Origin of the sequence: Roseburia inulinivorans DSM 16841 (assembly GCF_000174195.1) — a bacterium.
Lineage (GTDB): Bacteria > Bacillota > Clostridia > Lachnospirales > Lachnospiraceae > Roseburia > Roseburia inulinivorans.
Genome location: NZ_ACFY01000059.1, coordinates 1 through 12,878, shown reverse-complemented (window position 1 = coordinate 12,878; position 12,878 = coordinate 1). Strand labels below are relative to the sequence as shown.

At 42.7% G+C, this 12,878-nt stretch carries 14 protein-coding genes and 1 pseudogene; 14 read left to right on the top strand and 1 reads right to left on the bottom strand.

Annotation, left to right across the window (positions count from 1 at the left end; genetic code table 11):
* Nucleotides 1-10 precede the first annotated feature (10 nt).
* The 6 genes and pseudogenes from ROSEINA2194_RS06835 (at nucleotide 11) to ROSEINA2194_RS23510 (ending at nucleotide 6,636) form a co-directional block, all read left to right on the top strand.
* Nucleotides 11-637: a Maf family protein gene (locus tag ROSEINA2194_RS06835; protein ID WP_007884837.1), complete on the top strand. Its 627-nt coding sequence runs from the start codon at nucleotides 11-13 to the stop codon at nucleotides 635-637.
* 101 nt (nucleotides 638-738) lie between these two features.
* Nucleotides 739-999, top strand: a complete 261-nt coding sequence (locus tag ROSEINA2194_RS06830; RefSeq protein WP_044927401.1) for a hypothetical protein — start codon at nucleotides 739-741, stop codon at nucleotides 997-999.
* A 223-nt stretch (nucleotides 1,000-1,222) separates the two neighbouring features.
* The gene (locus ROSEINA2194_RS06825) at nucleotides 1,223-2,623 is read left to right on the top strand and encodes an NAD(P)/FAD-dependent oxidoreductase (RefSeq protein ID WP_007884833.1); all 1,401 of its coding nucleotides are present in this window, start codon (nucleotides 1,223-1,225) and stop codon (nucleotides 2,621-2,623) included.
* The gene (locus tag ROSEINA2194_RS06820) at nucleotides 2,624-3,625 is read left to right on the top strand and encodes a peptidylprolyl isomerase (RefSeq protein ID WP_007884831.1); all 1,002 of its coding nucleotides are present in this window, start codon (nucleotides 2,624-2,626) and stop codon (nucleotides 3,623-3,625) included.
* Between the two features lie 31 nt (nucleotides 3,626-3,656).
* Complete coding sequence (locus ROSEINA2194_RS06815; protein WP_044927399.1) at nucleotides 3,657-4,997, top strand: MATE family efflux transporter; 1,341 nt, start codon at nucleotides 3,657-3,659, stop codon at nucleotides 4,995-4,997.
* A gap of 81 nt (nucleotides 4,998-5,078) precedes the next feature.
* A pseudogene (locus ROSEINA2194_RS23510) lies at nucleotides 5,079-6,636 on the top strand (ABC-F family ATP-binding cassette domain-containing protein).
* Between the two features lie 70 nt (nucleotides 6,637-6,706).
* Here ROSEINA2194_RS23510 and ROSEINA2194_RS06805 read toward each other — a convergent pair.
* Nucleotides 6,707-7,003: a helix-turn-helix domain-containing protein gene (locus tag ROSEINA2194_RS06805; protein WP_007884814.1), complete on the bottom strand. Its 297-nt coding sequence runs from the start codon at nucleotides 7,001-7,003 to the stop codon at nucleotides 6,707-6,709.
* A gap of 162 nt (nucleotides 7,004-7,165) precedes the next feature.
* Here ROSEINA2194_RS06805 and ROSEINA2194_RS06800 point away from each other — a divergent pair, with 162 nt between their 5' ends.
* The 8 genes from ROSEINA2194_RS06800 to efp all read left to right on the top strand — a co-directional run bounded on the left by ROSEINA2194_RS06800 (nucleotide 7,166) and on the right by efp (nucleotide 12,814).
* Nucleotides 7,166-8,011 carry a hypothetical protein gene (locus ROSEINA2194_RS06800; RefSeq protein WP_007884813.1) on the top strand — a complete coding sequence of 282 codons (846 nt, stop codon included), beginning with the start codon at nucleotides 7,166-7,168 and terminating at the stop codon, nucleotides 8,009-8,011.
* Nucleotides 7,938-8,609, top strand: a complete 672-nt coding sequence (locus tag ROSEINA2194_RS06795) for a RodZ family helix-turn-helix domain-containing protein (RefSeq protein ID WP_044927398.1) — start codon at nucleotides 7,938-7,940, stop codon at nucleotides 8,607-8,609. The genes ROSEINA2194_RS06800 and ROSEINA2194_RS06795 overlap by 74 nt, the downstream gene beginning before the upstream one ends.
* 178 nt (nucleotides 8,610-8,787) lie before the next feature.
* A complete protein-coding gene (locus tag ROSEINA2194_RS06790) occupies nucleotides 8,788-9,954 on the top strand; it encodes an FprA family A-type flavoprotein (RefSeq protein ID WP_007884810.1) in 1,167 nt (388 codons plus the stop codon).
* Between the two features lie 110 nt (nucleotides 9,955-10,064).
* A complete protein-coding gene (gene nrdR / locus ROSEINA2194_RS06785; protein WP_007884809.1) occupies nucleotides 10,065-10,517 on the top strand; it encodes a transcriptional regulator NrdR in 453 nt (150 codons plus the stop codon).
* Between the two features lie 115 nt (nucleotides 10,518-10,632).
* On the top strand, nucleotides 10,633-11,040 hold the full coding sequence (locus tag ROSEINA2194_RS06780) for a hypothetical protein (protein WP_007884808.1): 408 nt from the start codon (nucleotides 10,633-10,635) through the stop codon (nucleotides 11,038-11,040).
* A gap of 72 nt (nucleotides 11,041-11,112) precedes the next feature.
* Nucleotides 11,113-11,622: a YqeG family HAD IIIA-type phosphatase gene (locus ROSEINA2194_RS06775; RefSeq protein ID WP_007884807.1), complete on the top strand. Its 510-nt coding sequence runs from the start codon at nucleotides 11,113-11,115 to the stop codon at nucleotides 11,620-11,622.
* 47 nt (nucleotides 11,623-11,669) lie between these two features.
* Complete coding sequence (rpiB, locus tag ROSEINA2194_RS06770; RefSeq protein ID WP_007884806.1) at nucleotides 11,670-12,113, top strand: ribose 5-phosphate isomerase B; 444 nt, start codon at nucleotides 11,670-11,672, stop codon at nucleotides 12,111-12,113.
* Between the two features lie 143 nt (nucleotides 12,114-12,256).
* Nucleotides 12,257-12,814 carry an elongation factor P gene (gene efp / locus ROSEINA2194_RS06765; protein WP_007884803.1) on the top strand — a complete coding sequence of 186 codons (558 nt, stop codon included), beginning with the start codon at nucleotides 12,257-12,259 and terminating at the stop codon, nucleotides 12,812-12,814.
* The last annotated feature ends 64 nt before the right edge of the window (nucleotides 12,815-12,878 follow it).

Genomic DNA, 12,878 nt, shown 5'->3' with positions numbered 1-12,878 from the left:
GAGGAAATTTATGGGACAGATCATACTTGCCTCGGCATCGCCGAGAAGAAAAGAATTGTTAGAACAGATCGGACTGGAATTTGAAATCTGCCCGGCGAAAGGGGAGGAAGTTATCTCGAAAAGCGCGCCGGAGGAGGTTGTGATGGAGCTTTCCGAGCAGAAAGCGACAGAGGTCGCAGCAATGGTAAAAACATATGAGAGCGGACATGGGGAACTGATGACACCGCAGGATATCTTAGTGATCGGGGCAGACACCGTCGTTGCATGTGATGATACCATCCTTGGAAAGCCGAAAGATGAAGCCGATGCAAAGCGGATGCTCACACTTCTGTCGGGAAGAAAACATGCCGTGTATACAGGCGTTACGTTTGTGTTTCTGGATAAAAACGGACGAGCGGGCGCACATACCTTTTACGAGAAAACAGAAGTTACCATGAAGCCGTTGTCGGAACCTGAGATCGACCGTTATGTGGCGACCGGAGAGCCGATGGATAAAGCCGGTGCCTATGGGATCCAGGGAAAATGTGCCATTTATATTGAAGGGATTGAAGGTGATTACAATAATGTGGTCGGACTTCCGGTTGCACGCATTTATAAGGAGCTGCAAAAGCTTGGAATCGATCCCTATCTATGGTAAACTGCATGAAATAGTAGATTGGATGATTTCTAAATTCTCGTAGATCCTAAATTAAAATTTAGAAATTATCAACAACACATATGAGGAGAGGAGCAAATAAAATGCAATATGATGAGACATGTTTAGAATATTTTCTGGCACATCAGGAACAGCTTCTGCCGGAGCCAGTGGCAGAGACAATGGAAGAGGCAGAGGAATTTTTAGAGGACTGCATGGCGGTCGTCTGTATGAATCTGAAAGAGGTAAAAGCTTATTTCGAAGATCAGGGGGCTGATATCGAGGGAATGTCACTCAGGGATCTGGAGGAGGCAAGCGAAGTTTTTGCCCTCCCGGATGGCAGATATCTGATCGTGGAAGCTTAGGTTTGTAACGATTCAAACCAAGGCAGCTTTCATAAACTTACGAATGGGGGCTGAATGGTTACTTATTTCAACAATTTATTACTTCAACAATTTTTGAAAATAGGATTGACAAACGAAAAATAGTTTATTATACTCAAAAAGTTTGCAAAGCAAACAGAACGAGTAAGCCATTTTACAGTGCAAAAAACTGTAAAAAAGCATTTTATAACAAGGAGAAAACTACATGAAAAATTATGATGTGATTATTATTGGGGCAGGTCCTTCCGGTATTTTCTGTGCATATGAACTGATCCATGCCAACAAAGACCTGAAGATTTTAATGATTGAAAAAGGACGCCGTATCGAGAACAGACAGTGTCCGAAGAGAAAGACAAAAGTATGTGTAGGCTGTCAGCCATGTTCCATCACGACCGGATTTGCCGGAGCAGGAGCATTCTCCGATGGAAAATTATCTTTATCCCCGGACGTAGGTGGAAATCTTCCGGAGATTTTAGGATATGATGAGACTGTTACATTATTAAAAGAATCCGATGATATTTATTTAAAATTCGGAGCAGATACAAAAGTTTACGGTGTGGATAAAGAAAAAGAAATCCGCGAGATCCGTAGAAAAGCGATCACAGCAAACTTAAAACTCATCGAATGTCCGATCCGTCACCTTGGAACAGAGGAAGGATATAAGATTTATTCCAGATTGCAGGAGCATCTGTTAGAGCAGGGTGTTGAGATGGAGTTCAATACCATGGTCAAAGATATCATCATTGAAGATGGCCAGGTAAAAGGACTTGTGACAGACAAAGATGAAACATACCATGCAAAAGAGGTCGTATCTGCAGTCGGACGTGAGGGAGCAGACTGGTTCTCACACATCTGTAACGGTCATGGGATCGAGACGCAGGTCGGTACGGTAGATATCGGTGTCCGTGTGGAAGTGCGTGACGAGGTTATGGAATTCTTAAATGATAACCTTTACGAGGCAAAATTAGTTTACCATACACCGACATTTGACGATAAAGTACGTACCTTCTGTACGAATCCATCCGGTGAAGTTGCGACAGAGTACTACGACAACGGACTTGCAGTTGTAAACGGACACGCTTACAAATCCAAAGATTTAAAGACAAACAACACCAACTTTGCAATTCTTGTATCCAAGAATTTCACAAAGCCATTTAAAACACCAATCGAGTACGGAAAACAGATTGCACAGCTTTCCAACATGCTCTGCGACGGAAAAATTTTAGTACAGACCTTCGGTGATTTCAGAAGAGGAAGAAGAACGACAGAGGAGCGTCTCTGCAGAAATAACCTGATTCCTACGTTAAAGGATGCAGTACCTGGAGATCTTTCCCTTGTATTCCCACATCGTATTATGGTGGACATCGAGGAGATGATCCTTGCACTTGATAAGGTAACGCCGGGTATTGCAAGTGATGAGACTTTATTATATGGTGTCGAAGTAAAATTCTACTCGAACAAGGTTGTGGTAAACAAAGACTTTGAGACAAGCGTAAAAGGTCTTCGTGCCATTGGTGACGGAGCATCGGTAACCCGTGGACTGCAGCAGGCATCCGCAAACGGAATCTCTGTTGCGAGAAGTATTTTAAAAGCTATGGAAGCTTAAATGAACAGCATGAAAAAAAACAGAAAAAAAATGACACTGATATGCCTGCTCTGCTTTTCCTTTCTGCTCACAGGATGCAAGATAGGAAATAAGGAAGTGATCGTCTCAAACACATTGAACAACCGTCAGGTATTCCGCATTGGAAATGTGTCCTGCGGGCTGAAAGAGGCGAAGGTATATCTGGTGAACTACCAGAATATTTACGGAACAGCCTATGGACTCGATCTCTGGCAGCATGATTTTGGAGACAGTTCTCTGGAAAACTATGTGAAAAATATCACAATGCAGGAGCTGGCACAGGTGGTCTGCTTAGACCAGCTTGCAAAGGAAAAAGAGATGGAACTTTCCGAAGAAGAAAAGGAAAAGACCGCTCAGGCGGCAGAGGAGTACTTTGCCTCGCTCACGGAGGATGAGACTGCCTATATGGGCGTTTCGGAGAGTGACATCAAAGAGTACTATGAGCATTATGCGCTGGCACAGAAAGTGTACCACTCACTCACAAAAGCGGTGAATGAGGAGGTCAGCGATGATGAGGCACGGGTGATGGAGATCATGCAGATTTTTGTTTCGGATGAGAGCAGGGCAAATGAAATCGCATCCAGATTAGCCCAGGGAGAAGATTTTGCAACACTCGCCAATAATTATAATGAGCTTGGCAGCATTCAGGTAAATATTTCAAGGGATGACCTCCCGGCTGCAGTAGAAGAGATCGCATTTCAGATGGAAAATGATGAGGTTTCCGGCAAGATCACAGTGGATGGAGGCTTTTATTTTATTAAATGCCTGAACAAATACAATCAGGAGCTGACGGAGGCAAACAAAGCCAATATTGTAGACAAAAGAGAAAAAGAAGCTTTTGATGATGAATACAATGGATTTGTTTCTTCCCTGAGTTCGAATATCAACGAAGAACTCTGGGAGAATCTGGAACTTGAGACAGGTTCCGGGATGAAGACGGATACGTTTTTTGAAGTTTTTAATACTTATTGTGGTGATATGTGATATCACCACAATTTTTTCGAGGGAAAAAGATATGACGAAGGATATGACAAACGGATCGCCAATGAAGCTGATTCTTGGATTTTCCGTACCACTTTTGTTTGGATTTTTATTTCAGCAGTTTTACAATCTGATGGATACGTTGATCGTAGGACGTTTCCTCGGAGTAGATGACCTTGCAGCGGTAGGTTCCACAGGCTCCGTCAACTTTCTTATCATCGGATTCTGTATGGGAGTGTGCAACGGATTTGCGATTCCTCTGGCACACAAATTCGGCGCAGGAGACTATAAGGGCATGCGTGGCTTTATGATGAACGCCATTTACCTCTCTGCGATTTTTGCAGTGGTAATGACGATCGTGACGGTCATCTTCTGTATGCCGATCCTGGAGCTGATGCGCACGCCGGAAAATATCATTGACGGTGCATACCGTTACATTGTGATCATTTTCTGGGGGATTCCGGTCACCTATCTGTACAATCTGGTTTCGGGAATTATCCGTTCCATGGGGGACAGCAGGACACCGGTTGTGTTTCTGGTGATCGCTGCGGTCATTAATATCGGACTGGATCTGTTTTTTATCGTAGTGCTCGGAACCGGAGTGGAAGGTGCAGCATGGGCAACAGTGATCTCACAGCTGATCTCCGGTGTGGGATGCCTTATTTACAGTATCAGACATTTTGAGATACTGCATCCGGAAAAAGAGGAAATGCAGGTAAATAAAACGTACATGATGACATTGTGTGGAATGGGCGTTCCGATGGGACTGCAGTATTCCATCACGGCGATCGGAAGCGTTATCTTACAGAGTGCGGTCAACTCCCTTGGCTCTCATGCGGTTGCCGCTATGACAGCCGGAAGCAAGATCGGAATGTTTTTCTGCTGCCCGTTTGATGCGTTGGGTTCTACGATGGCAACCTATGGCGGTCAGAATGTCGGGGCAAAAAAACTGGACCGTGTCTCCGGAGGCTTAAAGGCGGCGTCCATTCTCGGATGTGCATATGCGGTGCTGGCATTTGTCATTATGTTCTTTTTCCGTGGGGCGCTGGCAGGCTTCTTTGTCGGAGAGGCAGAGCCGGAAGTCGTTTCCAATGCAGGACTGTTTTTGCTGATTAACAGTGCATTCTATATTCCACTGGCATTTGTCAACATCGTGCGTTTCCTGATCCAGGGAATGGGCTACAGCAAATTTGCTATTCTGGCAGGAGTGTTTGAGATGGTTGCAAGAACGTTAGTCGGATTTGCATTTGTGCCTGTTTTCGGCTACGTGGCAGCGTGCTTTGCAAGCCCGGTGGCATGGATCTTTGCGGATGCATTTTTATTCCCGGCATATTTCCATGTCCTGAAAAAGACGAAGAAGATGTTGTACAAGTAAAAAATAACTGCGAAACTTCCCACCAGAGTAGAGCGAATTGTGAAAATTTGAACAATGTAATTAAAAACGAAAGGATTGAGTATGAGTATTTTAAACGTGGAACACCTGACACACGGATTTGGTGACAGGGCAATTTTTAATGACGTGTCTTTCCGGCTTTTGAAGGGAGAACACATCGGATTAGTCGGCGCCAACGGCGAGGGAAAATCCACATTTATGAATATCGTGACCGGAAAGCTTATGCCGGACGAGGGAAAAGTGGAATGGGCGAAAAACGTCCGTGTCGGTTATCTCGACCAGCACTCCACACTGACCAAAGGCATGACAATCGAGAGTGTGTTAAAATCGGCGTTCGCATGGCTGTTTGAACTCGAAGAAAACATGAACCAAATCTGTGACAGGCTTGGCGAGGCAGAACCGGACGAGATGGATGCGATGATGGAGGAACTCGGAGTCATTCAGGATACACTTACCATGCATGATTTTTACATCATTGATGCGAAGGTGGAGGAAGTGGCGAGAGCGCTCGGTCTGCTTGATCTCGGACTGTCCCATGATGTCACGGATTTAAGCGGCGGACAGCGTATGAAAGTTCTTCTGGCAAAGCTTTTACTGGAAAAACCGGACATTCTTCTTTTAGATGAGCCGACGAACTATCTTGACGCAGAGCACATCGCGTGGTTGAAACGTTATCTGCAGGAGTATGAGAATGCGTTTATCTTAATCTCCCATGATATCCCGTTTTTAAATGACGTTGTGAATATTATTTACCATATGGAAAACCAGCGCCTGGACCGTTATGTCGGGGACTATGATAAGTTTCAGGAAGTTTACGAGGTGAAAAAGTCCCAGTTAGAGGCAGCTTACCGCAAACAGCAGCAGGAGATCAGCGAGTTGAAGGATTTTGTCGCCCGGAACAAAGCGCGCGTTGCCACAAGGAATATGGCAATGTCCCGCCAGAAGAAGTTAGACAAAAATGGATGTCATAGAGCTTGCTGCGGAGCGTCCGAAGCCGGAATTTAATTTTAAACTCGGAAGAACACCGGGGCGTTATATTTTCGAGACGAAAGACCTTGTGATTGGATATGACGAACCGCTGTCAAAACCGTTAAATATCTCCATGGAGCGTGGACATAAAATCGCACTTGTCGGCGCCAATGGAATCGGTAAGACGACACTGTTAAAGAGTATTTTAGGATTGATCCCATCGCTTGGCGGTTCTGTGGAACTCGGCGAGAATCTGGAGATCGGATATTTTGAGCAGGAGATCAAAGGCGAGAACAGGAACACCTGTATCGATGAGATCTGGGAAGAATTCCCGTCTTTCAGCCAGTACGAAGTGCGTTCTGCCCTTGCAAAATGCGGACTTACGACCAAACATATCGAAAGCCTTGTCCGCGTGTTGAGCGGTGGAGAGCAGGCAAAAGTAAGACTTTGCAAATTGATCAATAAATCGACCAATGTTCTGCTCTTAGACGAGCCGACCAACCATCTGGATGTTGACGCAAAGGACGAATTAAAACGCGCTCTGCAGGAATACCGCGGCAGTATCCTTCTGATCTGCCATGAACCGGAATTTTATCAGGACATTGTCAATGAAGTGTGGGACTGCTCGAAGTGGACAACAAAGATTTTATAGTATAAAAAAGGACAGGTACTTTTCCTTTGTAAAAGAGGAAGGAGTAGCTGTCTTTTTATGTAAAACAGGGTTATTGTTTTTCACGGAAACACTGGATGGTTAATTTTAATGCCCTGATCTGCTGATCTGTCAGCCCCTGGGTTGAGAGACTTGTATTTCCTGTATTCTCACAACCCAATAAATAATCAGTGCTCACTTTATATATAGAGGAAAGCTTTATCAATGTGGAGAGTGATGGTTGTCTGACACCTGTTTCGTATAATCCGATAAGACTGTCTGACACGTCTAAAAGTCTTGCAATCTGGGCGCGGGATAAACCTGCGTTGATCCGTGAATTCTGTAATCGTTTGTCTAATCCTTCGATCATAATGTGTCCTTTCTATAATATGCGCTATAAAAATATGTGGGAATAAATCTTTCTGGTTAAGTGTATTGAAAAAGAAGAAACATATGGTTGCACAACACTACAAATAGTAGTAGAATGTTTACAAATAGTTGTAAATCACAACAGAAAAAAGGAGAAAAGTGAATGAAAAAGTTACACAAAATGATGAAAGCATTTGCAGTTTGTGTTGCATTGGCATTGGTATTCTGTATGATTCCAGTGGGCAGTGTGTACGCAGAGACAAATGCAGGTACAGGAAACGGATCTGAAAATGGTGAGAATGGAGGAACACCATCAGAAAATCCAGAGACAGTTCAAATTACAATTGATAATACGAATTCTCATGTAGGAGTACGTTTTTATCAAGACACTAATAATGTAGAAGAAATTGATGAGACAGATACATTTAAGTGGATTGCTCCAGGAACAAACGAGACTATTTCTGTCCCAAAAGATGCAAAAGCAAGAATACGTGTGTATATTCAGGCAAATGGATATTATATTCCAGAGGATTATCATATTGATGGTGTAGAAAAATTAACAAATGACAATAAGGTTGGTTGGGGATGGTGCAGAGCAGCATTTGAAGTGACAGCGGATCAGGATAAAACTATTAAGATTACGGAAGCAAAAGAGTGTCCGGAAAATCATAGCACAATCCAGCCAAACTTAAGATGGGGATATGGTGATTTGGGAGACGGAACACATGCCGCTTTCTGCGAAACCTGTGATACTGTTTTAGACCATACGGTAGGGAAACATGAGTATATGAAAATGACTCTGGCAGAGTATGTAAATTGGTATTATACAGATGGAGATTATTACGCCGGTGCTGATCCGGAAAAAGACCTTGCTCCAATGATGAAAAGCATGTTGGAGTATTATGAAAAACAGGAAGGCTTGACCGCAGATACAGTTGCTAATTTTTGTAAAAATCTGTGGAGCAGTAGAGAAACTTTCTACACAGGAAACAACATCCACAGACAATAAAACTGATACATCCACAAGTTCCAGTACATCATCCCAGCCAGCTCCGACACCGGCACCAGCAGTTCAGCAGCCGGCGGCTGTAGAGACACCGGTTTCACAGCCGGTTACAGCAGCATTAGCAGATGCAGAAGGTGTACTTCCAACAGGTGCAGTGATCGTAGCAGCAACTGTCTCATCCGGAGCAGCTTATGAAAAAGCAGTAGAAGTGATCAAAGCACAGGTGAGCGGACTTGGCGAGTACTCTGTTATGGAGATTAACCTCACAGATGCCACTAACACACAGGTGCATCAGTTAAATGGATATGTACAGGTTACTGTTCCAATGCCTGCTAACATTACGGTAAAAGAGGGAAAAGCGATCGTGGTTTACCGTCTTGAGGATGATGGAACTTTGACACGCTGTGATACAACAGTAGAAAATGGTGTGATCACATTCAAAACAAACCACTTTTCAACCTACATTGTAGCAGAAGAAGACGTTACAGCAGTTACTTCTCCGAAAACAGAAGATGTCAGTGCAGGTATCAATCTGATTTTCTGCATGGGTATCCTGCTTGCAGGAGCAGCAGCGGTTGCAGTGAAAAGAAAAATGGCATAACTGAAATAACGCAGGAGATGAAAAACAGCAGTTGCCCGAATAAGGTGACTGTTGTTTTTTATCAGAAATAAGCATAAAGAAAAGGAAAATCATTGACATTTTCGTCACAAAGTATTATTTTAACATCAGTAATAATTCCTATTATTAAAATAATAAGTAATAAAAATGGAGGACGGACATGAAAGATACCTATATTTCAGAAGCAGTAAAGTATATCGGAGCAGACGATACCACATTAGATTTATTCGAGAGCCAGTACCAGATCCCGAACGGAGTTTCTTATAATTCCTATGTGATCCTGGATGAAAAAGTTGCGGTTATGGATACCATTGATGAGCGGAAAACAGATGAGTGGTTTGCAAATCTTGAGAATGTGTTAAATGGAAGAACGGTAGACTATCTTGTCATTTCCCATTTAGAGCCGGATCATGCGGCAAATATCAAACGTGCGGCAGACAAATTCCCACAGGCACAGCTTGTACTGAGCGCAAAGGCAAAAGCGATGCTGCCACAGTTTTTTGATATCGCACATTTAGAAGAGCGCTGCCTTGTGGTAAAAGAGGGAGATACATTAGAGCTCGGAACACATAAGCTGCATTTTGTGATGGCACCGATGGTACACTGGCCGGAGGTCATGGTGGAATATGAAGAGACGGAAAAAATCCTTTTCTCTGCAGACGGATTTGGAAAATTCGGTGCGCTGAGCGCAGAGGAAGAGTGGACAGACGAGGCGAGAAGATATTTTATCAATATCGTTGGAAAATACGGTGTGCAGGTTCAGACACTGCTCAAAAAAGCGGCAGCGTTAGACATTCAGACGATCTGCCCGCTGCATGGACCGGTTTTGAAAGAAAATCTCGGTTTTTATATCGGAAAGTATCTTACATGGAGTAGCTATGAGCCGGAAGAGGACGGTGTTTTAGTTGCCTGCGCATCCATTCATGGAAATACAAAAGCAGCCGCTGAAAAAATGGTAGAAGTACTCCGTGCAAACGGGGCATCCAAAGTAGTATTTATGGATCTGACCAGAGACGATATGGCAGAGGCAGTTGCAGATGCTTTCCGCTATGGAAAGATCATTCTTGCAGCAGCTTCCTATGATGCAGGAGTATTTCCTCCGATGGAAGATTTCCTGCACCGCCTTGTACATAAGAATCTCCAGAAACGTACTTTCGGACTGATCGAGAACGGTTCCTGGGCACCTTGCGCAGCAAGAGGCATGAAAGGCATTTTGGAAGGCATGAAAGAGGTAAACGTATGTGAGAATGTTGTGAGCATCAAATCCACAATGAAAGACACAGATGTTGCCAAAATGGAAGAACTCGCAAAGGAAATCCTTGCATAAAACTGGTACAAATTTACAGAAGTATATCTTAAAAAATATTTCGTTGACAATCGCAAAAAGGACATATATACTAGAAAATAATAGGGGTTAATGGGTTGGAGGTAGTGATTATGAAGTGTCCTTTTTGCAGCAGCGAAAACACAAGAGTCATTGACTCAAGACCGGCAGATGATAATAATTCCATCCGCCGAAGAAGACTTTGTGATGATTGTGGGAAGAGATTTACGACATACGAGAAAGTGGAGACCATTCCACTCATCGTCATTAAGAAGGATAATGCCCGTGAACAGTATGATCGTTCCAAGATCGAAGCCGGTGTATTAAGAGCATGCCATAAGAGACCGATTTCTGTGAATCAGATCAATCAGCTTGTCGATGAAGTTGAAACAGAGATCTTTAACAGAGAGGAAAAAGAAATCCCAAGTACATCGATCGGAGAGATCGTAATGGATAAGATCAAGAATCTCGATTCCGTTGCATATGTACGTTTTGCATCTGTTTACCGTGAATTTAAGGATGTGAATACTTTTATGAGCGAATTGAAAAAGATGCTTGATAAATAGGGGTTAAGTTCTAAAACAGATTTGTCGATATTATATCATGAAGAACAGAGTTGCGTTTATAGTAGCGAAGCTCAGCATTGAATGTTTATGATATTGTTTTAGTGGAGAAGATTGTATGAATATATCGGGGATCCGCACAGGCGCGGGATTTTATGATTACAATTCCATAAAGATAAATGAAGTTCGAAGCCAGCAGATTCAGGAGGCAAGGGAGAGCGAGCAGATACCGGTAACAGGTACTGTGGAACAGAATGATAGTACGGATGCAAAAGTCGAACAGATACCGGCAGCACAGAAAGAAGATTACGGAGTTGCCGATTTTAATTCAAAATATCAGCCCGATGCGTCTTACGATTTGAAAGGCGTCGACAGTGATATTTCAAAGCTGGATGTGGAAAAAGCATTGTCAGATTTGAAAAAAGATCAGGTATTGCAGCAGTATCAGTTCTTTGTTGGTGACGATGCGTTTGCATCTACGGAGGAGCTGAAACAGGTAAGAGAAGAAGAAAACTTCTGGTTATAAATGATTTATGATACCGTATGAAATTCATACGGTATTTTTCTGCGAAAAAGAAAGTGAAAAGGACAAACATTCATGTTGGAAAAATTTTATCCCGGAGAATATTTAGATTCCACATATGTGATTGATTTTGACAGACTCTATGAGGAGGGCTATCGTGGAATCATTTTTGATATTGATAATACACTGGTGCCGCATGGTGCACCGGCAGACGAGCGGGCATGTGCTTTATTTGCACATTTAAAGGAACTGGGGTTTCAGTGTATGCTGTTATCCAACAACAAAGAACCGCGCGTAAAAATGTTCAATGATGCGGTACATGTTTCTTATATTTATAAAGCAGGAAAGCCAAAACCGGGAAATTACCGCAAGGCAATGCAGGAGATGGGAACGGATGCCACGAACACCATTTTCGTCGGTGATCAGATTTTTACGGATGTTTACGGTGCCAATCTTGCCGGGATAAGAACCATTCTGGTAAAACCGATCCATCCGAAAGAGGAGATCCAGATCGTATTAAAAAGGTATCTGGAAAAAATTGTTTTATTTTTCTATGCCAGATATCGGAAGAAGCAAAACAGGTAAATAACGGCATCAGACCGTACAGATAGAAAGAAAAAGGAGTCATTAAAATGAAAATCGCAATTGGAAACGATCATGCAGCAACAGAATTGAAATTTATCATCATGGACTATGTGAAAAGTCTTGGCCACGAAGTTGTAAATTTTGGAACGGATGGCAATGAGAGCTGCAATTACCCGGAATTTGGAGAGAAAGTAGGACGTGCAGTTGTAAACGGCGAGGCTGACTGCGGAATCTTGATCTGCGGTACCGGAGTAGGAATCTCCATCGCAGCAAACAAGGTAAACGGTGTCCGTGCAGCAGTATGTTCTGACTGTGCAACTGCAAGACTGGTAAAAGAGCATAATAATGCCAATATTATTGCATTTGGCGCGCGTATTGTCGGAAGCGAGCTTGCAAAAGACATTGTAAAAGCATATTTAGATGCAGAATTTCAGGGTGGAAGACATCAGACAAGAATTGATATGATCCACGAAATTGAGACAAGAAACTAGAAAATATGGGAAAAAGATAGCTTTTTATTCAGAGAAACATGGTGTTTCCACAAAAAAAGCTTGAAAAGTGCAGCTATTTATTATAAAATAGAAAAATCAGAGAGCCTTGTGCTCGTACGCAATTTTTTAAGGAGGAAGTTTGAATGATTTCAGCAGGCGATTTCAGAAATGGTATCACTATTGAATTAGAAGGTAACATTTATCAGATTATCGAATTCCAGCATGTTAAACCAGGTAAAGGTGCAGCATTTGTAAGAACTAAGTTAAAGAATATTAAGAGTGGTGGTGTAGTTGAGAAGACATTCCGTCCAACAGAGAAATGTCCTCAGGCACGTATCGAGAGAAAAGATTATCAGTACTTATATGCTGATGGTGATTTATATTACTTCATGGACGTTGAGACTTACGACCAGATTGCATTATCCAAAGATGATATCGGTGATGCATTAAAATTCGTAAAAGAGAACGAGATGGTTAAGTTATGTTCTCACAACGGAAGCGTATTCTCCGTAGAGCCACCTCTCTTCGTAGAGTTAAAGATTACAGATACAGAGCCAGGATTCAAAGGCGATACAGCTACAGGTGCTACAAAACCAGCAGTTGTTGAGACTGGTGCAACTGTATATGTTCCATTATTCGTTGAGCAGGATGATGTGATCAAGATTGATACACGTACAGGTGAATACTTATCACGTGTTTAATGCGGACAAGTAGTTTTTCATAACGATTCATAACAGACAACCCTGGAAGTTTATATTTCCGGGG

Bases quoted from the DNA above. Each gene is read 5' to 3' on its own strand.
- ROSEINA2194_RS06835 (WP_007884837.1), top strand. From the start codon at position 11: ATGGGACAGATCATACTTGCCTCGGCATCGCCGAGAAGAAAAGAATTG.
- ROSEINA2194_RS06830 (WP_044927401.1), top strand. From the start codon at position 739: ATGCAATATGATGAGACATGTTTAGAATATTTTCTGGCACATCAGGAA.
- ROSEINA2194_RS06825 (WP_007884833.1), top strand. From the start codon at position 1,223: ATGAAAAATTATGATGTGATTATTATTGGGGCAGGTCCTTCCGGTATT.
- ROSEINA2194_RS06820 (WP_007884831.1), top strand. From the start codon at position 2,624: ATGAACAGCATGAAAAAAAACAGAAAAAAAATGACACTGATATGCCTG.
- ROSEINA2194_RS06815 (WP_044927399.1), top strand. From the start codon at position 3,657: ATGACGAAGGATATGACAAACGGATCGCCAATGAAGCTGATTCTTGGA.
- ROSEINA2194_RS06805 (WP_007884814.1), bottom strand. From the start codon at position 7,003: ATGATCGAAGGATTAGACAAACGATTACAGAATTCACGGATCAACGCA.
- ROSEINA2194_RS06800 (WP_007884813.1), top strand. From the start codon at position 7,166: ATGAAAAAGTTACACAAAATGATGAAAGCATTTGCAGTTTGTGTTGCA.
- ROSEINA2194_RS06790 (WP_007884810.1), top strand. From the start codon at position 8,788: ATGAAAGATACCTATATTTCAGAAGCAGTAAAGTATATCGGAGCAGAC.
- nrdR (WP_007884809.1), top strand. From the start codon at position 10,065: ATGAAGTGTCCTTTTTGCAGCAGCGAAAACACAAGAGTCATTGACTCA.
- ROSEINA2194_RS06780 (WP_007884808.1), top strand. From the start codon at position 10,633: ATGAATATATCGGGGATCCGCACAGGCGCGGGATTTTATGATTACAAT.
- ROSEINA2194_RS06775 (WP_007884807.1), top strand. From the start codon at position 11,113: ATGTTGGAAAAATTTTATCCCGGAGAATATTTAGATTCCACATATGTG.
- rpiB (WP_007884806.1), top strand. From the start codon at position 11,670: ATGAAAATCGCAATTGGAAACGATCATGCAGCAACAGAATTGAAATTT.
- efp (WP_007884803.1), top strand. From the start codon at position 12,257: ATGATTTCAGCAGGCGATTTCAGAAATGGTATCACTATTGAATTAGAA.